Source organism: Corynebacterium massiliense DSM 45435 (assembly GCF_028609805.1).
Classification (GTDB): domain Bacteria; phylum Actinomycetota; class Actinomycetes; order Mycobacteriales; family Mycobacteriaceae; genus Corynebacterium; species Corynebacterium massiliense.
In genome coordinates this window covers 323,924-345,196 of sequence record NZ_CP063189.1, presented here as the reverse complement: position 1 = coordinate 345,196, position 21,273 = coordinate 323,924, and the positions used below count along the sequence as shown (strand labels likewise).

Sequence of the window (21,273 nt, the reverse complement as noted above, 5' to 3'; positions counted from 1 at the left end):
CCAAAGATTTAGTCGTCGATCACTGGATGTTCACATCGACACTCGCCGGAAGATCGATACGCATGAGAGCGTCCACGGTCTTCGGGGTCGGGTCGAGGATGTCGATCAGGCGCTTGTGAGTGCGCATCTCGAAGTGCTCGCGCGAGTCCTTGTACTTGTGTGGAGAACGAATAACGGCGTACACGTTCTTTTCAGTCGGCAGCGGCACCGGACCAACGACGCGGACACCCGTGCGGGTGACAGTCTCGACGATCTTCTTTGCAGAAGCGTCGATCGCCTCGTGGTCGTAGGCCTTCAGCCGAATGCGGATTTTCTGTCCGGCCACGCTTATCCTCTTCCTCGCTTCCCCACGTTCACATTCCCGGCGTATCCGGGGCGTGCAGCGGTGGGTCTTGCTTGTCGTTCTCTATAACGTTGTCCGCCTTCGTGGAAGGCAACGGCACAACGCCAGTTGTCTGGACTTTCATGACGCCTCCTCGAGGTGCATTGGCAAACAAACGCCGAACGCAGTGCTCAAGTCCGCACCTTCCAGTACGGAAGCTGCTTCGTCATGTGCCAGACGAAGAGGACGGTTTTCACGCATTACACGTAGTCGAACCGAAATCTTCGTCTACTGCCGCTGTTTATTTGCCATGCCCCTTCTCGGGTCATACATCTCGGGATGTCTTCGCTCCATGGCGGACCTAGCCCGATCAGCTGACCCTCCCTCCGCACACTGGCGGACCCGAAGGCGTCATGTTCGCTTCACCAGCAACGACCCGCCCTACCAGAGGGCACGACAGGTCGCTGTGTTAAAGCAACCATTGCATTAAAGCATCGCCGCGGAGATGATCCAAATCATCCCGCAGGTGCTTGCCGATGATCGTGGGCAACATCACCCACTACCCGTCGCGCGCACTCGTCGCCCACGGTGTCGCAGGCCCGGGGCGTTTCGAAATGTAAAGGTTTGGTATCAAACCCCTTCCAGCCCGCCACGTTTCGCCGAACGCCGGTAGCGTCGTGGTGTCAGCCCCGGTTGGCCACAGGCATTGTCTTGGCCACAGGCACACAGTCGCTTCTTCCAGCGGCTAGCGGCCTGCCTTGGGTTCGATTTCGACACGCAACTTTGTGAAGGAGTGGTCCTTAATGGCCGACAACAACATCAAGAACAACGACGTCAAGAACGCTCCGGCCAAGTCCGGCAACAAGACCGAGGCCACCCCGGTCAGCAACGATGTCGCTGTTCAGGAGCAGCGCAACGAGAACCTGAGCACCGATCACGGCACCACCACCATCGACGACACCGTCGTGGCCAAGATCGCTGGTATCGCTGCCCGCGAGGTCTCCGGTGTGGACAGCCTCGGTGGTGGCGGCGCCCGCATGCTGGGTTCCATCCGCGAGTCCTTCGGCGGCTCCGAGGACGTCCGCCAGGGCGTGAACGTTGACGTTGATGAGGGCTCCGCCAACATCGACGTTGCTATCAACGCTGAGTACGGTGTCGCCATCCACGAGCTGGCGGAGGCAATCCGTCGCAACATCATCAACGCCGTTGAGCGCATGACCGGCCTGAACGTTGAGGCCGTCGACGTCACCGTCCACGACGTCAAGCTCCCGGGCGAGGATGACGACGACCAGGACGAGCAGCAGGCTATCTCCCAGAACCAGGGCCGCTAAGACGCTATGACCGAACCACGAGCACACTTCGAGCTCGGGGTCGATCAGGCGCAAGCCATTGTCGATGCCGTGGCGGCTGTCCGCGGTGTCGACTCCCTGGCCGGCGGTCAGTTCGGCGACGTCTCGTTGTTCTTCCCTAAGAAGCGCATCGAGGGGATCCGCCGCCCGTCGCCGCGGGATGATTCCCACATCGAAATCCACGTTGTTGCCAACGTCGGAGCGGGCGTACCGCTCGCCGACTTGGGTGACGCCGTGCGTGACGCTGCAGAACGGGCGTGCCCCGAACTGTCCCGCGTCGATGTTGAAATCGCCGACGTTACCGGCAGCTTCCGCGACGGAAACGGATTTGCCCGCTAGACGCCGAGCCCGCCAGACCTGGTTTACATAGCCCGAGCTCGCCACTAGCGCCCTGCTAGTGGCCTTTATTCTATATCCACCTTTGCCCGACGCTTTCCCGTTGCCGCTGAGCCGGCAACGCGGCGTCAGATCAAGGAAGCTCTTATGAAGAATTACACCACTTTAGGCATCATCTTCGGCTTGGTTCTCGCCTTCTTCCTCACCTACGGATTGTGGTGGGCACTGTTGGCGATTCTCCTGGCTGCTGTCGGCGGCGTCGTGGGCGCTCACTACGACGGCCGGATTGACTTGGGCGCAATCTGGGGCAGCATCGTCGGTAGCGACAAGGGTCGGGGTTAATGACCAACCCGAACGCTCAATCACCGGCGTCCGGCGCGGGCGCTTATCCAGCGGCCCCGCAGCAGCCGTCCCACGCCCAAGGGGACGAGCGGGCCGCCGTGGATCAGCGGGCTGCGTTTGCGCAGTCGGCCGATGACCGCGCCGCCGCCTTCGACCCGGATGCCCGCGACATCGCGGAGATGCGCGACTCCGGTTACCAGTCCGATCAGCCGGGAACCCACCGCGGCCACACGGACATTGCCCCGCGCGGCGTCGAGCGCGTCGTGGAAAAAGCCGTGCGCCAGATCCCGGGCATCGCGGATCTCGATGCCCGCCTGGCCGGCCTCGGCGGGCGCGGGTACCCGCGCATCAACGTCCAGCTGGACGGCGAGCGGCAGCTTGCCGCCGCTACGGCCGACATCGCCGTGACGTGGCCGTCCCCGGTCACCGCCGTGGCGGAGGAAACCCGTTACGTCATCGCGGAGGCCATTCGCGTCTACACCGGCTACACCGTCAGCCGCGTCAATGTCACCGTCGGCGAGTCGGTGCCCGGTGAGCGCGTAACGCGCCAGGATATTGCCCACCGACCGCTCATCGAGGCCATCGTTCCGCACTCCCACCACACTGACGTCACCTCCCCGGTCACGTCGGTCGGCCTTAAGGAACTGACCCCGATCGAGGTCACCTCCATCAAGGAACTGCGCGGGATCTCCCGCGGCGAGGAGCCGGAGGTCCGCTCGGTCGAGGCCCCGGAGCCGAAGGAGCTGCGTGCTATCGGCAGTGCCCGCGAGCACGAGGCCCGTTCCGTCTCCGCGCCCGAGCAGCGTCCGCTGCGCGCGGTGGGCGAGCCGCAGGAGCATGAGGCGCGCGTCGTCTCCACTCCCGAAGAGCGCCCGCTGCGTCGCATCTCGGCGCCGGAGGATCACACGCCGCGCCGCGTGACGGCGCCGGAAGATCACCGCCTGCGCCGTGTCGAGGCGCCGCGCCCGGCGAAGCTGCGCCCCATCGAGGTCCAGCCGCTCAACCGGATCACCAAGGTCCGGGTGCCGCAGCCGCAGCGCCTCAAGACCCCGAAGGCGGCCCCGGCGAAGCGCTTGAAGAAGATCAGCACGACGCCGAAGTTCCGCAAGAAGCCGGTCTCGCTGCCCACCCCGCAGCCGTTGCGCCACATCTCTGTGGACCCGGTGAAGGCACACCCGCTCCACGTGGAGGCGCCGAAACCGGCCATGCTGCGCGAGGTTGAGGTACGCGAGGTCGACGTCTGGCACCCGACGCTGCGCCCCGCCCGGTCGCACAAGCACAAGATTCACCTGAAGACGGAAGGAGACCGCCGTGGCTAATCCATTTCCCGGTTTCGGCCAGGAGCCGAAGGGATCGCCGGCCGCTCGCGGCTGGTCAATCCTCCTCGGACTCCTTCTGCTTGCCCTTGCGGTCGTGACCGGCCGCGAGGCGTGGCTGATGAGCTCCGGTGCCAAGGAGCAGTCGTGGGTCCAGCCGGTCCTCGACATCTTCGCCACCCCGCAGTTGGAGGACTGGATGGTCTGGGCCGGCGTAGCCGCCTCCATCCTCGGCATCATCCTGCTCATCGTCGCGCTGAAGCCGCGGCGCAGCACCCACCGCCAGGTGGCCTCCGACCACGCGTCGGTGTGGATGCGCCCGGTGGACATCGCGCGCGTAGCCAGCGCCGCCGCCCGCCGCGTCCCCGGCGTGGACGGCGCTCAGACGAAGGCGACGGGCCGTCGCGTCAACGTCAACGTGGCGTCGAACGGCGACAGCGCGGCACTCACGCAGAACGTCGAGCAGGCGGTCTCCCGCGCCCTCGTGGCGCTGCGCGAGAAGCCGGAAGTAAACGTCAACGTGCACAAGTCCGCGGAGGTGGGAAGCAATGTCTAAAGGTCTCGCGGCATTCGACCGCATCATCCTGTTCCTGCTCGGCCTGATTTTGTTGGCCTCGGGCCTGCTGCCGATACTCATGCATTTCGATGTCGACTTCGCCAACGAGGCGGCACGCTGGGTAGACCACGACACGTGGGGTAACCTGGCGCAGCAGCCGTGGTTCTTCTCGCTGCTTATCGCGTTGACCATCATCTCGGCTCTGCTGGGCCTGTGGTTCATCATCGCCAACTCGCGGCCACGGCACTTCAACCGCGTGGACTCGCCGGCATCGAACGAGGACGGTGACATCCGCATGCAGATGTCGAACCTCTCCGGCGGCATCGCCTCCTCCATGGAGGAGATCCCCGGTGTCCTCTCGGTGGACAAGAAAGTCTCTTACGACCGCGCTCGCCCGACCGCGGAGTTCACGGTCACCGCGAGCCCGGAGACCAACGTGGACAGCCTGCGCGAGCACATCGACCGTGCAGAGGCAGATTTCCGCGACGCATTCGAGAACCTCGACATCGACACCGTCTACCGCCTCCACTTCGAGCGCCTGCAGGCTGTCGAACAGTAGCAGCGCGCCTCACGCGCCGCCAGCGCTCAACGGTTCTGCCTCCGCGAGGTAGATCTCGCCCACCGTGCACACGGTGGTGCTCCTGCCGCCGGGCAACTGAACGACTAGTTCCGTGCCCCGGCGGCATTTGTGTATCTTCTCCCAGGAGTAATCCACCTGGCTCACGTCGCGGTTGAAGCGCGTGGTGACGTGCATCCCGTGGTCAAGAAGTACCGTCACCACGTTGCCGTCGGCGTTCGCGCCGCGCAGGAAGTACACCCTCTCCCCCAGCGTGCGGCGCTCCAGGCCGGCGAGATCCTCCAACGGCACGCCAGTGCTAGGGAGCCGGGTGAGGTAACGAACCACGCCAAGGCGGTGCTCGTTGCCGGCCGCGTCCCCGATGACGAGAGGGCCACCCGGCCGAACGGGGCGCAGGGCTGCGTACTCCCACGCCATCGCATGGCGCAGTGAGCCGTCCGCGTGCCGGGATCGCACCACGGCAACGGAACAGTCCACTGTCACGCGGTGGGTCGGTTCCTCCGTGACGATGAGCCAGCGCTGGCCGGCGGGGACGCGGCGGACATCGTCAAGCGTCAGCTGGCGCGGGTGTTCCGTCGCAATGTCACGCAGAATCTCCACCAGCGTGGCATCGTCCACGTTCCACCCGGCACCGCGATTTTGGGCGATGCCGAACAGGGTCGAAAGGGAAAGTTCGGGCTGACCCTCCCAGGCGGCGCGCAAGGCATCCAGGGTCGTGTCGATGCGCGTGGGATCCTGCATGCCCACCAACTGTAGTGGCCGTCTGCCCAAGACATGCGAAAAGGCCGCCCTCCCCAGCCACCTCACGAAAAGTGGGTGGCGCGGGGAAGACGGCCTCAAGCGCCAAGGAAGTTTATGCCCTTCGAAGAGGGCTTAACTTCCGGTCAATGAGTGAATTACTCGATGACCTTGGTGACGCGGCCAGCGCCGACGGTGCGGGAGCCCTCGCGGATAGCGAAGCGCAGGCCCTCGTCCATAGCGACCGGCTGGATGAGCTCGACGGTCATGTCGACGTTGTCGCCCGGCATAACCATCTCGGTGCCCTCCGGCAGCTTGATGACGCCGGTGACGTCGGTGGTGCGGAAGTAGAACTGCGGACGGTAGTTGTCCATGAACGGGGTGTGGCGGCCGCCCTCTTCCTTCTTCAGGACGTAGACGGAACCCTCGAACTTGGTGTGCGGGGTGTAAGCGCCCGGCTTGATAACAACCTGGCCACGCTCGACGTCCTCACGCTTGGTACCACGCAGAAGCAGGCCACAGTTGTCGCCAGCCTCGGTGTAGTCCATCATCTTGCGGAACATCTCGATACCGGTGACGGTGGTGTTCTGGGACTTCTCCTGGATGCCGATGATCTCGACGTCCTCGTTGAGCTCCAGACGGCCACGCTCGACACGGCCGGTAACGACGGTGCCACGGCCGGTAATGGTGAAAATGTCCTCGATCGGCATCAGGAACGGCTGGTCCAGAGCGCGCTCCGGATCCGGGATGGACTCATCGCAAGCGTCCATGAGCTCGACGATGGACTTGCCCCACTTCTCGTCGCCCTCAAGAGCCTTCAGAGCGGAGATGTGGACGATCGGAGCCTCTTCGTCGTAGTCCTGCTCGCCCAGCAGCTCGCGGATCTCCATCTCGACGAGCTCGATGATCTCTTCGTCATCGACCATGTCGCACTTGTTCAGAGCGACGAGGATGTACGGAACGCCAACCTGGCGAGCCAGCAGCACGTGCTCACGGGTCTGCGGCATCGGGCCGTCGGTAGCGGCGACGACGAGGATGGCGCCGTCCATCTGAGCCGCACCGGTGATCATGTTCTTGATGTAGTCGGCGTGGCCCGGGGCGTCAACGTGAGCGTAGTGACGCTTCGGGGTGGAGTACTCCACGTGGGAGATGTTGATCGTAATACCGCGCTCCTTCTCCTCAGGAGCCTTATCGATCGTGTCGAAGGCGAACGCGGTGTTCTCCTCCGGGTACGCGTCTGCGAGAACCTTGGTGATCGCTGCGGTGGTGGTGGTCTTGCCGTGGTCGACGTGTCCGATGGTGCCGATATTCAAATGCGGCTTTGTACGCTCGAACTTCTCCTTTGCCACTGTATGTCCTCCTGGACTATATGGTGGCTACGACCTTCGCAGCCACGTGGGTTGACAGTTGTCATAGGCACTTCGGATAGACCAAAAGCGCCTACGACGCTTCCTTTACGTGCCAGTTACACGATCCTAGAGTTGCGCCGCGGATTTTTCAAACCGCCATTTACGGAGGTGAGCCGCGGATTTTAGTGCGGTCGCTGCCCCACTAACGTGAATCCCTGAGGATCCCGGAAGGGTAACGGCCGGCAAAGACGACCCGGATGACTCCGATCGCCTTAGCGCGACCGCTACCCCACCGACCTCGCCCGACGGCGCTCCGCCCGCCACTGGCGGGGTGGGCGGGGCGCGTGCCTAAAGCTGTCGGGCTAGGAGGTGATGCGAACCGTAGCTCTTAGTTGGAGCCGCCGGTGCGCTCTTCGATGATCTCCTGAGCGACGTTCTGCGGAACCTCGCCGTAGGAGTCGAAGACCATCGAGTAGTTAGCACGGCCCTGCGTCTTGGAACGCAGGTCGCCGACGTAGCCGAACATCTCGGACAGCGGGACGACGGCCTTGACGACCTTGGCGCCCGCGCGATCGTCCATGGAGTTGACCTGGCCACGGCGAGCGTTGACGTCGCCGATGACGTCGCCCATGAACTCTTCCGGGGTGATGATCTCGACGGCCATGAGCGGCTCAAGCAGAACCGGCTTAGCCTTGGCCACGGCCTCCTTGAGGACCTGGGAGCCAGCGATCTTGAAGGCCATCTCGGAGGAGTCGACGTCGTGGTACTGACCGTCTTCCAGGGTGGCCTTGATGTTGACCAGCGGGAAGCCTGCCAGGTAGCCGTACTGCATGGCGTCCTGGATACCGGCGTCGACGGACGGGATGTATTCCTTCGGAACGCGGCCACCGGTGACCTCGTTGACGAAGGCGTACTGCGGGTTGTCGCCCTCTTCCAGCTCGTCCTCGGACGGGTTGTACGGCTCGATGGAGACGATGACCTTCGCGAACTGGCCGGAACCACCAGTCTGCTTCTTGTGGGTGTAGTCGAGGGACTTCACCGGCTTCTTGATGGTCTCGCGGTAGGCAACCTGCGGGTTACCGATGTTCGCCTCGACCTTGAATTCGCGCTTCATGCGGTCAACCAGCACGTCGAGGTGGAGCTCGCCCATGCCGCCGATAACGGTCTGGCCGGTCTCCTCGTCGAGCTCGACGGTGAAGGTCGGGTCCTCATCGGCAAGCTTCTGAATAGCGGTACCGAGCTTCTCCTGGTCGGCCTTGGTCTTCGGCTCGATGGAGACCTTGATGACCGGGTCCGGGAAGTCCATGGACTCCAGGATGATCTGCTCGTTCTTGTCGCAGAGGGTATCGCCGGTGGTGATGTCCTTCAGGCCGATGATGGCGTAGATGTTGCCCGCAGCGGCGTAATCGACCGGGTTCTCCTTGTTGGCGTGCATCTGGAAGATCTTGCCGATGCGCTCCTTCTTACCCTTGGTCGAGTTCATGACCTCGTCGCCCGGCTCAACGCGGCCGGAGTAGACGCGGACGAAGGTCAGCTGACCGAAGAACGGGTGCGCGGCGATCTTGAACGCCAGGCCGGAGAACGGCGACTCGGTGGACGGCTTACGAGTCATCTCCTCTTCCTCGTTGCCCACGGCGTGGCCGTGGACCTCGCCCACGTCGAGCGGGTTCGGGAGGTAGTCGATGACGGCATCGAGAAGCGGCTGCACACCCTTGTTGCGGTAGGCGGTACCGCAGTACACCGGGTAGATCTCCGAGTTCACGGTCATCTTGCGGATGGCCGCCTTGATCTCGTCGATGGTGAGCTCTTCGCCACCGAAGTACTTCTCCATGAGCTCCTCGTCGGACTCAGCGACGGCCTCGAGCAGCTTCTCGTGGTACTCGTCGGCCTTGTCCTTGAGGTCAGCCGGGATCTCCTCGATGGTCGGCTCAGCACCGACCTCAACCTTGCCGCGCCAGGTGATGGCCTCCATGTTGATGAGGTCGACAACGCCGTCGAAGTCATCCTCAGCGCCGATCGGCAGCTGCATAACCAGCGGCTTCGCGCCGAGGCGGTCAACGATGGTCTGGACGGTGTAGTAGAAGTCAGCGCCCAGCTTGTCCATCTTGTTGACGAAGCAGATGCGCGGGACGTCGTACTTGGCGGCCTGGCGCCAGACCTGCTCGGACTGCGGCTCCACGCCTTCCTTGCCGTCGAAGACCGCAACCGCACCATCGAGCACGCGGAGGGAACGCTCGACCTCAACGGTGAAGTCGACGTGGCCCGGGGTGTCGATGATGTTGATCTGGTGGCCCTCCCAGAAGCAGGTGACCGCGGCGGAGGTAATGGTGATGCCGCGCTCCTTCTCCTGGTCCATCCAGTCGGTGGTCGAACCGCCGTCGTGGGTCTCGCCCACCTTGCGGTTGATACCGGTGTAGTAGAGGATGCGCTCGGTCGTGGTGGTCTTACCGGCATCGATGTGGGCCATGATGCCGATGTTGCGGACCTTCTTCAGATCCTTAAGCACTTCTTGTGCCACAGTATTAACCCCAACTCGTTGATCGGTGGCGCATGGGCGAGGGAGCTCCGTGCGGAGTAAACCCTCCGCAATTGCCCCAGCCGTACGCCGTCATGGATAGTACTCGGATTAGTGTGCCACTGATTGGCCGCGCTGGCAGCGTGAAGACGACAGGCACATGGCGAGCTCTGCCGCTCACTTCACGTTCCAGATGCTACGTTACTGCTTCGCTCCCCTAGTCACTAGGGACTCCCTAACGCAAATCGCGCGGGGCCACCTAGCGCAAAAGCCCGCACGCACACTTTTCGGAAACTCCTCCGACAGAGCGCGTGAACTTGCTGAACGCGGCGAGTGGGTGGAACTGCCGCGGGAGCAAGCTATGCGCTTTTCGATGCCGACTGTGAAGTTGTCCGTAGTGTGAGTGCGGGCCACATTGCTCAAGGCGCTGGAGCCAGCCGTAGCGAGACAGCGAGGCGTGTAATTACCAGCGGTAGTGAGCGAAAGCGCGGTTGGCTTCCGCCATCTTGTGGGTATCCTCACGGCGCTTGACGGAAGCGCCGAGGCCGTTGGAGGCGTCCAGGATCTCGTTGGTGAGGCGCTCGACCATGCTCTTCTCGCGGCGCTGACGGGTGAAGGTCACCAGCCAACGCAGGGCGAGGGTGTTTGCACGGCCCGGCTTAACCTCGACCGGGACCTGGTAGGTAGCGCCACCAACGCGGCGGGAGCGGACCTCCAGATCCGGACGGATGTTGCCCAGAGCCTTCTCCAGGGTGCCCACCGGATCGGTACCGGTCTTCTCACGGCACGCCTCGAGGGCGCCGTAGACGATGCGCTCGGCGGTGGACTTCTTACCGTCCTGGAGCACCTTGTTGACCAGCTGGGTGACCTGCTCGGAGTTGTAAACCGGGTCCTTGACTACTGGACGCTTCGGAGCAGCATTCTTACGCATTGTTTACTGTCCCTTCTTTGCGCCGTAACGGGAACGTGCCTGCTTGCGGTCCTTAACGCCCTGGGTATCCAGTGCGCCACGGACGATCTTGTAACGAACACCCGGGAGGTCCTTCACACGACCGCCACGGACGAGCACCATGGAGTGCTCCTGGAGGTTGTGGCCCTCACCCGGGATGTACGCGGAAACCTCAATGCCGGTGGTAAGGCGCACACGGGCGACCTTACGCAGTGCGGAGTTCGGCTTCTTCGGCGTGGTGGTGTACACGCGAGTGCACACGCCGCGACGCTGCGGAGAACCCTTCAGACCAGCGGTCGAGATCTCCTTGGTCTTGGATTTGCGGCCCTTGCGGACCAGCTGCTGAATAGTTGGCATATATCTCTTCCTGTCTCGGGGTACGGGGTCGCGCACCCGTTGGTGCAGTAAAGTCTGTGAAAGCTACCCCCGCGCGGGAGTGCTCAAAGGTGGTCAAACATGCAAAAATCGGGGCTCTTTCCCGGGGCCCTGCCGCAAGTCGAACCACACGAGCGCGTCACGCACGGAGTTCTTTCAAAAGCTTTTCGCGGTGCACCTTAGCCCAATCGCCTGCATAGAGACGATCGCGCGGAAGATACACGCGAACCGAGAGTTAAAACTACTCGCGCTGGACGCAGAAAGGCAAATCAGCGCCGGCCCTGGCTGCGGCCGCGAGCTACTGGCTAATTCTCCGGCGCCGGCGCCGGCGCTGGCGCCGCCTGCCGCACCAGCTTGTGGATGCGGTCACGGACGACATCGTCAAGCGTGGTGATGGCGAAGGCGGTGGGCCACATGGTGCCCTCGTCCAGCTGGGCGGAATCGTTGAACCCGAGCGTGGAGTACCGCACGCCGAACTTGGAGGCGACCTGCAGGTAGATAACCACGCCTTGGTCGCTTTCGTAGGCCGGCATGCCGTACCAGGTGCGCGCGTCCAAGTGCGGCGCTTCCTGCGTGACGATGCCGTGCACCTCCGCCGCCAAGGCCTTGTCATCCTCCGGCATGTTCTGGATGAGTTCCTGAAGGGCCTCTAGGTTGCGGGCCTTTTTCTTCCCGCCCTTTTCGCGGCGCAGCTCTTCGGCGCGCTGCTTCATCGCCTCGCGCTCGGCGGCACTGAAACCTGTGTTCTCAGTCATGGTGCCGAATTTTACGCGCGGTGTCGGTGACAAAGTCGGGCACTATCCCCTCTTTTACCCATCGCCCAAAGTGCACGGCCTCCTGAGCCGCCCAACGTTCCCAGTACGGCGCGTAGTACGGGTCGCGTTCCAAGGCGCGGGCGCGGCGGATATGACGCGGGGCTGCCAGCACCCAGCTGACCACGCCGCCGCGCCGGCGGGCGGCCCGAAGCGTCTCGGTAGTGAGCGCACCGACGCCTTCGACGATGAGCGGCGCGTACGGATCCACCTCTACCCATTCGCCGCGGCAGTTCTCCTCCCAGTTCCAGCGGTAGTACCCCGCGGCTGAGATATCTGCCCCGGACGCCAGCACGCTCTCGGCGGTGATGCGGGATCCGGCAGCAAGCCCGTCCCAGCCGGGGTAATAGTCGTCCAGGTGCACCACCCGCCACCCGGTGTGGCGCCCCAGCGCGGCCGCGGCGGTGGTTTTGCCGGCGCCGGAGGGGCCATCGATAAGCACGGTGGGCGCAAAGCTACCCGTCATAGCCCGAGGAACCTCCAGGCGCCGACCGCCGCGGAGACCACCACGGGCACCGCGCCGAGCACGAGGCCCACCGCGATGGCCCACCAGTCCGCCGCGTGCAGGCGCGAGGGCCGCGCCCAGGTGCGCTCCCGCCCGCCGGGCGGGGTGCGCCCGAACCCGCGCGCCTCCATCGCGGTTGCCAGCTTGCCGCCGCGGCGCAGGGCCAAAACGAGCAGCCCGAACGCCATGGTGATGAAGTGGCGGATGCGGCCGCGGTCGGTAAGCCCCCGGGCCCTGCGCGAGCGGTTCATCGCGTCCCAGTCGTCCTTGAACAGGCTCACCATGCGCACCCCGGCCACCGCGCCGATGACGAAGCGTGCGGGCAGGTGCCACACCTGCGCGAGCGCGTCGCCCAGTTCCGTCGGGTCGATGCCGCGAGCCAGGATAATGACCGGCAGCGCGACGGCAAGCACACGGAGCATGATGGCCACGGCCAGCTCGATGGAGTTGTCACTGATGGTGACAAGCCCCCAGGAGAAATACTCCTGCCCGCCAGGTGCGCCGTAGAGCAACATCGACACGCCGGACAGGGGCGCGGCGACCAGCACCGGCCAGGCGATGCGCACGAGCCGCAGCCAGCCCACCCCGCACAGCGGCGCGGCGGCAAGCGTGATGGCCAGCGAGACCGACGCGGAGACCCAGTCCACGCTGGCGAGCAGCGGCGTGGTCACAAGGAAGGCGAGCAGCAGCTTGGTCACCGGGTTGAGGCGGCCGGTGAGGTTGAACGAATCGGTCACCGGTCATCCTCCTCCGGGGTGTCCAGGTGCACTCGGTGGTCCCCCAGCGCCTGGATGAACAGGTCGTCGTGGGTCACCGCGGCGAGGGTGACACCGGCGTCGGTGAGCTCGCGCAGCAGGTACACCAGCTCGGTGAAGGTCTGCGGGTCTTGGCCGAAGGTCGGCTCGTCTAACAGCACCACCTGCGGCGCGGTGACCAGCGCCGTGGCCACGGACAGGCGGCGCTTTTCCCCGCCCGACAGGGTAAACGGGTTGGCCTTTTCCAACCCGCGCAGCCGCAGCCGACCGAGAAGCTCGTCGATGCGCTCTTCCGGCACCGGCTCCCCCATGACCTTCGGGCCAACGCGCAGCTCTTCTGCCACGCTGCGGGCGACGAATTGGTGTTCCGGGTTCTGGAAGACGTAGCCGATGCGGTGCGCGAGCTGCTTCGAGGACCACCGCCACGGCGCGCCCTTCGCGCCGGCGCGCACCTCTTCGGACATGCCGATCTCCCCGCCACGGGCGGGCAAGAGCCCAGCCAGCGTCTCCAGCAACGTGGTCTTGCCGGTCCCGTTTGCGCCGGTGATCACCGTGCACCGCCCCTCGGGCAATTCGAGAGTCCGCGGCGGGCCGAAACGGGTGACCAGTCCCCAGGCCCACAGGGCGGGGCTTGCCGATGCCCCACAGGCCCTGCCGGGCAAGTCCTCCGACCGCAGCGCGCGGCGCTGCGTCACCGTCTGGAAGTCGGCGTCTTCGACTACTTCGCCGTCCTCTAAGACCACCGCCCGCGGAATGAGCTCTTCCCAGTGCGAATACTGGTGCTCCACCACGATGAGCGTCGCGCCGGTTTCCTCCACCACCGACCGCACCGCGGCGATGACCTCGCGGGCACCGGCCGGGTCCAGGTTGGCGGTGGGCTCATCGAGCAGAATGAGGCCGGCCCCCATAGCCAAGACCCCGGCGAGCGCCAAGCGCTGCTTCTGGCCTCCCGACAGGCGGGTCGTGGGGTGATCCAACGGGAGGTGCAATCCGACGGTATCTAGCGCGTGCTCGACGCGCCGCCAGATCTCTGCGCGTGGGATACCTAAGTTCTCGCAGCCGAACGCTACGTCGTCACCCACCCGCGACGAGATGACCTGTGAATCCGGGTCTTGCAGCACCAGCCCCACCGGGATATCGCGACCGGGTGGCTGGGGCGTGTTTATCCCGTCATTTAAGAGAATCTCGCCTTCTTGGGTGCCTTCATCTTCCCCGACGAGCACGCCCGCTAGCGCGGCGAGCAGCGTCGACTTGCCGGAACCGGAGTCGCCGCATAGCAGCACCCGCTCCCCCGGTTCGACGGCGAGGTCCACCCCGCGCAGCGCGTAGCCATCCCGCCCGGCATGCGCCCACCCGAAGCCGCGGGCGGTCACTCCGACGGGTGCCGGGTGCGGTACGGCGGCGGCACTACTACCGGCGACCGCCATTAACGGCGCAGTTCACGGCCGACTGCGAAGCGGTCCAAAGCCCCGGCCTTGGCCAGCGCCTGCACGGCGGCATACCCCAATGCGCCGGCCAGGATTGCGCCGGAGATGACTAAACACACCAGGTAGGTGATGTTGAAGCCGAGGCTCTTGCTCAGGTTCGGGGTCAAGAACAGCTCGAGGATGAACGCGCCCAGGGCAGAGCCGATGCCGGCGAGGATGGCCGTGGGCAGGTTGAAGCGCCGGAAAGCGAAGATGAGGAAGATGATTTCTACGCCCAACCCCTGCGCGAGGCCGGAGTAGATGGTCTCAAACCCCCACTGGCTGCCCAGCGCCGCGGACAGGCAGGCCGCCAAGGTTTCCACGTAGAGGGCTGCGCCCGGCTTGCGGATGACCAACGCGCCGATAACGCCGCCGATGAGCCAGACGCCGGTGACCAGGCCACCGAGCCCCGGGGTCAGCGCGTCCATGGCTTCGAACCATGCGCCACCCACGAAGTTCCAGATTAAGAAAATGAACCCGCAGGCCACCGCCAAGATTGAGGCGACGATGATATCGATGACGCGCCAGCCGCGCCGTGCAGTATTAGCCACTATTCCTCCCTCACGCCGGCATTATCCGGTTCAGGTTCAACGGTTCGCCGCCCTGCTGGCGGCATCTCAGCCCCACCGCTGACAGCGGAGCACCCGTAGCTTGTCGATGTACTTAGACAGACCTAAGTCTACAGCCCTACTCCAGGGCGACTAACACTGCGGTCAGCACCGACAGACCAGCAATGATGCCGGCCATGACCGCGAATTGCGCCGTCGCCGGGGCTACCCGTTCGTCCCGGATCCCGCGTACTTTCATCTCGTAGCGGTCGCGGTTACTCAAGTACAACCACGCGGCCAGCACCAACACGACGGCAAGAACCACGAAGACCGCGGCGGGATAGCCCGTGGCCCACCGCAGAATGACCAGGGAGCACACCACCATCGCCAGGATGGTGCGGGTCCAGCTCAGTGAGGTCCGTTCAGGTTGCAGGCCGTGATCGGAGTGGTGCGGGCGCTCGTGCGGGCGGGAACGCCTGCGCGGGTAGTAATAGCGCGGGGTGCGGCTCACGCGAAGATCACCACGACGGCCACGCACACCAGGACGACGAGCAGGGTCAACGGGAGCGCCAAAATGGGAACACTCAGGGGACGGTCGTCCCGCAGGGCGCGTTCGGTGCGCACCCACCGTGCGAAAGCCACGATGGCCACCAGGCTCGCCGCGCCACAGGCGGTGATAGACCCCGCCTTCTGGAGCGTCGGGCTCAAGCTCCCGAAGTCGAACGCACCGATGGTGATCCCGCCGGCCAACAACGCAAGCGAGGTGCGCACCCACGCCAGGAACGTCCGCTCGTTCGCCAGAGTAAACCGCGGATCGGGCTCCTCCCCGCCGGGAAGAAGCGTTCGGGTCAGCCAGCCACGTTGTTTGTCGTCAGTGCTCACACCGGATCACCTTAGTGCCCGCTCCAAAGGGCTGACACGGGCACAGCCCACAACCGGTCTCCGGCCTGTGCGGCGCGGCCAGTGTTGACTACGACTCCACCGAGGAACTCATCACCGAGGGAATCACGCAGCTGTTTGAGATGGCGGAAATGTGAGGTTTTCGGCGCAGAAGTCGTCTTCACCTCCACGGCGACAATTCCGTGCGGCAGTTCGACCACCGCGTCCACCTCGGAACCCTCCCGGCTACGGAAATGGCCCACGCGATAGTCATTTTTGGCCCAGTGAGACTGCTTAATGAGTTCGTTGACCACGAACGTTTCCAGGAGAGAGCCAAGCCGCTCACCGCCGCGCGGCCCCGCCAACATGTCTACGGAGTCGTGCGCCAGCGCCGCGGCTAATCCCGTATCGTTAAGCAGAATCTTCGGCCGGGAGACAACCCGTTTGAGTTGGTTGTGCGACCACACGGGGACTTCTCGGACGAGAAAGAGTGTCTTTAAGTGCTCTAGGTACCTCGCTACGGTGGGCCGCGATATGCCTAGAGTCTCAGCCATCTTCTCTTTTACGAGCTCCTCCGAGGTGGTCGCCCCTACCCATTCCAAGAGTTTGTACATATTGGCCACGTCGATGCGCGCGAGATCCAAGGCATCGCGCTCGACTAGGCGACGCGCATAGTCACGCAGCCAGGATGCCCGCACCTGGTGCGACATGTTTAACGGACGCGGGTAGCCTCCCCGCCCCAACATTTCCGCGAGCTGCCCGCGCGACAGGGTTTCACCGTCACCTAGCCCATCCCCGGCCAAGAACCTGTCGACCCACGTGGCCCGTGCCCCCTGTATTTCTGCTTCCGCCAATGGTTCCAGATCGACTGATACCGCTCGACCCGCGAGTGAGTCTTCCGCTCCCGGTATTCGCAGGAGGTTCGCGGATCCCGTCAGAATGAGTTGCCCAGGCCTATCGTGCCGATCGACGTGCCGTTTGATGGCCAGGATGAGCTCAGGAACGCGTTGGATTTCGTCAATCACCACACGCGGCGCGTCCTGAGAGAGAAAGGCGGCGGGATCATCCTCGACGAAGTGGCGGTCCAATTCGTCGTCCATGGTTACGAACTGCGTACCTACCGGATTATCCAACATCTGGGTGAGCGTCGACTTTCCCACCTGCCGCGCGCCTTGAATCATGACGACGGGGAAGTTCCTCAACAGTTCCTGGACCCAGGAACTCACAAAACGGTCGTAGCGTTCCACCCCGCCCACCATAGCACCCATCTGCACAGGTATTGTCTTTAATGTTCGTTTTGCGGTCGGATTTTGTTCGTTTTGCGGCCTGTTTTTGTTCGTTTTGCGGGCGAGTTTTGAACGATCAGCGCTCGCTTCGTGAACGGTTTGTCGGCGGCATCGTGAAGCAACCGCTCCCCGCACGAGAAAACGGACAACGCCCCGCCGACCACCCGTGGTGAGTGGAACGGCGGGGCGTTGCCCGTTACCGAATGCTAGGCGCGTGCCGGATTAGTTGAGGGTGAAGTCCTCATCCAGCGGAACGGAGGCACCGGTGTACTCACCGAAGCCCTCGTCGCCATAGATGGAATCCCCGTAGGTCGGGATGGAGTACGCGGAGTTGCGCGCCGCCTCGGTCGGCTTGACCGAGATGTTGCGGTACCGCGAGATACCCGTACCAGCCGGGATGAGCTTACCGATGATGACGTTCTCCTTCAGGCCGATGAGCTTATCGGAGCGCTTGTTGATGGCGGCATCGGTAAGAACGCGGGTGGTCTCCTGGAAGGAGGCCGCGGACAGCCAGGACTCGGTAGCCAGGGACGCCTTGGTAATACCCATGATCTCCGAGCGCAGCTGTGCCGGCTCGCCGCCCTCGGCGACCTGCGCGGCGTTGATCTGCTTCGCCTCGGACAGGTCCACCAGGGAGCCCGGCAGGAACTCCGTGGAGCCCGCCTCGATGACCGTGCCACGACGCAGCATCTGACGGATGATGATCTCGATGTGCTTGTCGTGAATGGCCACACCCTGGGTGCGGTAGACGGCCTGAACCTCGTCGATGAGGTGCTTTTCCACACCACGACGGCCAAGGACCTCGAGCACGTCGTGCGGATCCGCAGCGCCGCGCATGAGGCGCTCGCCCACCTCGACGTGGTCGCCGTCGCGCAGGGAACGCTCGATCATGGCGTCCGGGTTGGACTCCATCGGGCGGCGCACCTGAGCCAGGCCCTGCCGCTTGGACAGCTTCTCGTAGACCACGTTGTCTGAACCGTCGTCCGGGGTAATGGTCAGGGTCCAGAAGTTGCCCTCGTCCGACAGCGAGACGGTACCCGCCACGGACGCGATCGGGGCGCGGTTCTTCGGGTTACGGGCCTCGAAGAGTTCCTGGACACGCGGCAGACCACCAGTAATGTCGCCACCGACACCACCCTGGTGGAACGTACGCATGGTCAGCTGGGTACCCGGCTCACCAATGGACTGGGCGGCGACGATGCCGACAGCCTCGCCGATGTCCACCAGCTGGCCAGAGGCCATGGACTTGCCGTAGCACTTCGCGCAGACACCGGCCGGGGTCTGGCAGGTCAGCACGGAGCGGACCTTGATTTCGGTGACGCCAGCCGCGATGAGCTTGTCGGTCAGCTCATCGCTCAGCTCCGCGCCGGCCTCGGCAACCACGTTGCCCTCGCCGTCCTTGACGTCGGAGGCCACAACGCGGCCGGAAGCCGAAGTCTCCCACAGATCGTGGACCTGGAACTTGCCCTCGGAGACCTCCTCCGCGATCGGGACGCGCACACCCTGGCGGGTGCCACAGTCCTCTTCGCGGACGATGACGTCCTGGGCGACGTCGACCAGACGACGGGTGAGGTAACCCGAGTCGGCGGTACGCAGCGCGGTATCGGCCAGGCCCTTGCGGGAACCGTGCGAGTTGTTGAAGTACTCCAACACCGACAGACCTTCGCGGAAGGAGGTCTTAATCGGACGGGTGATGTAGTCACCCTTGGAGTTCACGACCATGCCCTTCATGCCGGCCAGCGTCCAGATCTGACGCATGTTACCGGCAGCACCGGACTTCACAATCATCGGAATCGGGTTGTCGTCCGGGTAGAGGTCCTCCACGGCCTGACCCACGGTGTCCGTGGCGTCCTTCCACAGCTCAACCAGGCGGTCGTAGCGCTCGCGCTCGGTCAGGGCACCCTGGTCCCAGTACTTGCGCTCGATGCGCTCGGCTTCCTTCTCGTAAGACTCGAGGATCTCCGTCTTGTTCGGCAGGACCAGAACGTCCGACATGGTGATGGTCACGCCCGAGCGGGTAGCCCAGTAGAAGCCGGCGTCCTTCATGTTGTCCAGCACCTGGGCCACGGTGATCATCGGGTACTTGACCGCCAGGTCGTTGATGACGTCACCGATGAGCACCTTGCCGTCGCCGCCGCCCTTACGGACCATTATGCCCTCGAGGTACGGGTAGTTCCACGGCAGCAGCTCGTTGAACATGATGCGGCCGAGCGTGGTGCGCGCGGTCCACTCCTGGCCGCGCTCCCAGCCGTCGGGGAACTGCTCCGCCTCGACATCCTTCGGCGGACGCAGGTGGGAGATGCGGACCTGGATCGGGGCCTGCAGGCCCAGTACGCCGCGGTCGCGCGCCATAATCGCCTCAGCGTAGGACGAGTAAATGCCCTGCGCCGGACGGTCCTCGGTGGCCTCCTGGTAGCGACCTTCGCCGCCGATCTCGTCCTCGGACTTGTCCATGGTGAGGTAGTACAGGCCGGTCACCATGTCCAGACGCGGCATAGCCAGCGGCTTACCGGACGCCGGGGACAGGATGTTGTTGGACGCGAGCATGAGCACGCGTGCCTCGGCCTGCGCCTCCGCCGACAGCGGGAGGTGAACAGCCATCTGGTCACCGTCGAAGTCGGCGTTGAACGCCTCACACGCCAGCGGGTGCAGCTGGATGGCCTTACCCTCGACCAGGATCGGCTCGAAGGCCTGGATGCCCAGACGGTGCAGGGTCGGCGCACGGTTCAGCAGAACCGGGTGCTCCGAAATTGCCTCTTCCAGAACGTCCCACACCTCGGAGCGCTGGCGCTCGACCATGCGCTTGGCGGACTTGATGTTCTGCGCGTAGTCGTTTTCCACCAGGCGCTTCATGACGAACGGCTTGAACAGCTCGAGCGCCATGAGCTTCGGCAGACCGCACTCGTGCAGCTTGAGCTGCGGGCCGGTAATAATGACCGAACGGCCGGAGTAGTCCACACGCTTACCCAGCAGGTTCTGGCGGAAGCGGCCCTGCTTGCCCTTGAGGAGGTCAGACAGGGACTTCAGCGGACGGTTGCCCGGGCCGGTGACCGGACGGCCGCGGCGGCCGTTGTCGAACAGCGCGTCCACCGACTCCTGCAGCATGCGCTTCTCGTTGTTGACGATGATCTCCGGCGCGCCGAGATCGATCATGCGCTTCAGGCGGTTGTTGCGGTTGATCACGCGGCGGTACAGGTCATTGAGATCCGAGGTGGCGAAACGGCCACCATCGAGCTGCACCATCGGGCGCAGCTCCGGCGGGATCACCGGGATCGCATCCAGGACCATGCCGGCCGGGTCGTTGCCGGAACGCAGGAAGGCAGCGACGACCTTGAGGCGCTTGAGCGCGCGCATCTTCTTCTGGCCCTTGCCGTTGTTGATGACCTCGCGCAGCTCCTCGGCCTCGGACTCGAGGTCGAAGTTGCGGATCAGCGTCTGCAGGGCTTCGGCGCCCATGCCGCCGGTGAAGTAGTCCTCGTAGCGGTCGACGAGCTCTTCGTAGATGGTCTCGTCGATGATCATCTGCTTCGGCTCGAGCTTGAGGAAGGTGTTCCAGATCTCGTCGAGGCGCTCGACCTCGCGCTCGCCGCGCTCGCGGATCTGCTGCATCTCCTTCTCAGCGGCACGCTTGACCTTGTTGCGTGCGTCCGCCTTGGCGCCGGACTCTTCCAGCTCCGCGAGATCCTGCTCGAGCTTGGACGCCCGCTCTTCGATCTCGGAGTTGGTGTCGTCCTCGACGTCCTTCTTCTCCAGCAGCATCTCTGCTTCCAGAGTGGACTGGTCGTTGTGGCGCGCCTCTTCGTCGACGGACGTGACGATGTTCGCCGCGAAGTAGATGATGCGCTCGAGGTCCTTCGGGGCGAGATCCAGCAGGTAGCCCAGACGGGACGGGACGCCCTTGAAGTACCAGATGTGGGTGACCGGGGCGGCCAGCTCGATGTGGCCCATGCGCTCACGGCGCACCTTGGACTTGGTCACCTCGACACCGCAGCGCTCACAGATGATGCCCTTGTAGCGCACGCGCTTGTACTTGCCGCAGGCGCACTCCCAGTCACGGGTCGGGCCGAAGATGCGCTCGCAGAACAGGCCGTCCTTCTCCGGCTTGAGGGTGCGGTAGTTGATGGTCTCAGGCTTCTTGACCTCGCCCTTGGACCACCGGCGGATGTCTTCGGCGGTGGCAAGGCCGATGCGGAGCTCGTCAAAGAGGTTTACGTCGAACACGTAAATTCTCCCTTTCATCCTCCGGGTGGAGGAAGTTGGTGGCGTTTTCAGTGGGAAATGAGTTGTGCCTTGTGGGG

The 21,273-nt window shown here is 64.2% G+C and carries 21 protein-coding genes and 1 riboswitch; of the genes, 6 read left to right on the top strand and 15 right to left on the bottom strand.

The window, feature by feature from the left end; translation table 11 throughout:
* Positions 1-19 precede the first annotated feature (19 nt).
* Entirely contained in the window at positions 20-325 is a 306-nt protein-coding gene (rpsJ, locus tag CMASS_RS01690; protein WP_022863456.1) for a 30S ribosomal protein S10, read from the bottom strand.
* An 800-nt stretch (positions 326-1,125) separates the two neighbouring features.
* On the opposite strand from rpsJ, the gene CMASS_RS01685 reads away from it, so the two are divergent.
* The 6 genes from CMASS_RS01685 to amaP all read left to right on the top strand — a co-directional run bounded on the left by CMASS_RS01685 (position 1,126) and on the right by amaP (position 4,780).
* Positions 1,126-1,653 (top strand): Asp23/Gls24 family envelope stress response protein, encoded by a 528-nt coding sequence (locus CMASS_RS01685; RefSeq protein WP_022863455.1) that lies wholly within the window; start codon positions 1,126-1,128, stop codon positions 1,651-1,653.
* A 6-nt stretch (positions 1,654-1,659) separates the two neighbouring features.
* Entirely contained in the window at positions 1,660-2,010 is a 351-nt protein-coding gene (locus tag CMASS_RS01680; protein WP_022863454.1) for a hypothetical protein, read from the top strand.
* A 144-nt stretch (positions 2,011-2,154) separates the two neighbouring features.
* Positions 2,155-2,349 (top strand): DUF2273 domain-containing protein, encoded by a 195-nt coding sequence (locus CMASS_RS01675; protein ID WP_022863453.1) that lies wholly within the window; start codon positions 2,155-2,157, stop codon positions 2,347-2,349.
* A complete protein-coding gene (locus tag CMASS_RS01670) occupies positions 2,349-3,668 on the top strand; it encodes an Asp23/Gls24 family envelope stress response protein (protein WP_022863452.1) in 1,320 nt (439 codons plus the stop codon). The genes CMASS_RS01675 and CMASS_RS01670 overlap by 1 nt, the downstream gene beginning before the upstream one ends.
* Positions 3,661-4,221, top strand: a complete 561-nt coding sequence (locus CMASS_RS01665) for a DUF6286 domain-containing protein (RefSeq protein WP_022863451.1) — start codon at positions 3,661-3,663, stop codon at positions 4,219-4,221. The genes CMASS_RS01670 and CMASS_RS01665 overlap by 8 nt, the downstream gene beginning before the upstream one ends.
* Entirely contained in the window at positions 4,214-4,780 is a 567-nt protein-coding gene (gene amaP / locus CMASS_RS01660; RefSeq protein WP_022863450.1) for an alkaline shock response membrane anchor protein AmaP, read from the top strand. Before CMASS_RS01665 ends, amaP begins: the two co-directional genes overlap by 8 nt.
* Positions 4,781-4,789: 9 nt before the next feature.
* Here amaP and CMASS_RS01655 read toward each other — a convergent pair whose 3' ends face one another.
* From CMASS_RS01655 to CMASS_RS01590, 14 genes are all read right to left on the bottom strand, one after another.
* Positions 4,790-5,539, bottom strand: a complete 750-nt coding sequence (locus CMASS_RS01655; RefSeq protein WP_022863449.1) for a hypothetical protein — start codon at positions 5,537-5,539, stop codon at positions 4,790-4,792.
* A 155-nt stretch (positions 5,540-5,694) separates the two neighbouring features.
* The gene (gene tuf / locus CMASS_RS01650; RefSeq protein ID WP_022863448.1) at positions 5,695-6,885 is read right to left on the bottom strand and encodes an elongation factor Tu; all 1,191 of its coding nucleotides are present in this window, start codon (positions 6,883-6,885) and stop codon (positions 5,695-5,697) included.
* A 388-nt stretch (positions 6,886-7,273) separates the two neighbouring features.
* Positions 7,274-9,403, bottom strand: a complete 2,130-nt coding sequence (gene fusA / locus CMASS_RS01645) for an elongation factor G (protein WP_027018760.1) — start codon at positions 9,401-9,403, stop codon at positions 7,274-7,276.
* Positions 9,404-9,863: 460 nt separating this feature from the next.
* Positions 9,864-10,331: a 30S ribosomal protein S7 gene (rpsG, locus tag CMASS_RS01640; protein WP_022863445.1), complete on the bottom strand. Its 468-nt coding sequence runs from the start codon at positions 10,329-10,331 to the stop codon at positions 9,864-9,866.
* A 3-nt stretch (positions 10,332-10,334) separates the two neighbouring features.
* The gene (rpsL, locus tag CMASS_RS01635; protein ID WP_022863444.1) at positions 10,335-10,706 is read right to left on the bottom strand and encodes a 30S ribosomal protein S12; all 372 of its coding nucleotides are present in this window, start codon (positions 10,704-10,706) and stop codon (positions 10,335-10,337) included.
* A gap of 323 nt (positions 10,707-11,029) precedes the next feature.
* Complete coding sequence (locus CMASS_RS01630) at positions 11,030-11,479, bottom strand: DUF1801 domain-containing protein (RefSeq protein ID WP_022863443.1); 450 nt, start codon at positions 11,477-11,479, stop codon at positions 11,030-11,032.
* Positions 11,472-12,002, bottom strand: coding sequence for a nucleoside/nucleotide kinase family protein (locus CMASS_RS01625; protein ID WP_022863442.1), 531 nt, complete (start codon positions 12,000-12,002; stop codon positions 11,472-11,474). Before CMASS_RS01625 ends, CMASS_RS01630 begins: the two co-directional genes overlap by 8 nt.
* Positions 11,999-12,778, bottom strand: a complete 780-nt coding sequence (locus CMASS_RS01620) for an energy-coupling factor transporter transmembrane component T family protein (RefSeq protein ID WP_022863441.1) — start codon at positions 12,776-12,778, stop codon at positions 11,999-12,001. Before CMASS_RS01620 ends, CMASS_RS01625 begins: the two co-directional genes overlap by 4 nt.
* The gene (locus CMASS_RS01615) at positions 12,775-14,223 is read right to left on the bottom strand and encodes an ABC transporter ATP-binding protein (protein ID WP_033399653.1); all 1,449 of its coding nucleotides are present in this window, start codon (positions 14,221-14,223) and stop codon (positions 12,775-12,777) included. Before CMASS_RS01615 ends, CMASS_RS01620 begins: the two co-directional genes overlap by 4 nt.
* On the bottom strand, positions 14,223-14,813 hold the full coding sequence (locus tag CMASS_RS01610; RefSeq protein ID WP_022863439.1) for an ECF transporter S component: 591 nt from the start codon (positions 14,811-14,813) through the stop codon (positions 14,223-14,225). Before CMASS_RS01610 ends, CMASS_RS01615 begins: the two co-directional genes overlap by 1 nt.
* Positions 14,803-14,920, bottom strand: a riboswitch (TPP riboswitch). (Overlaps the previous gene by 11 nt.)
* A gap of 29 nt (positions 14,921-14,949) precedes the next feature.
* Entirely contained in the window at positions 14,950-15,321 is a 372-nt protein-coding gene (locus CMASS_RS01605; RefSeq protein WP_022863438.1) for a DUF202 domain-containing protein, read from the bottom strand.
* Positions 15,318-15,692 carry a YidH family protein gene (locus tag CMASS_RS01600; RefSeq protein ID WP_022863437.1) on the bottom strand — a complete coding sequence of 125 codons (375 nt, stop codon included), beginning with the start codon at positions 15,690-15,692 and terminating at the stop codon, positions 15,318-15,320. The genes CMASS_RS01605 and CMASS_RS01600 overlap by 4 nt, the downstream gene beginning before the upstream one ends.
* Before the next feature lie 11 nt (positions 15,693-15,703).
* Complete coding sequence (locus CMASS_RS01595; RefSeq protein ID WP_027018759.1) at positions 15,704-16,936, bottom strand: ATP-binding protein; 1,233 nt, start codon at positions 16,934-16,936, stop codon at positions 15,704-15,706.
* Between the two features lie 261 nt (positions 16,937-17,197).
* On the bottom strand, positions 17,198-21,196 hold the full coding sequence (locus CMASS_RS01590) for a DNA-directed RNA polymerase subunit beta' (RefSeq protein ID WP_027018758.1): 3,999 nt from the start codon (positions 21,194-21,196) through the stop codon (positions 17,198-17,200).
* Positions 21,197-21,273: the final 77 nt, after the last annotated feature.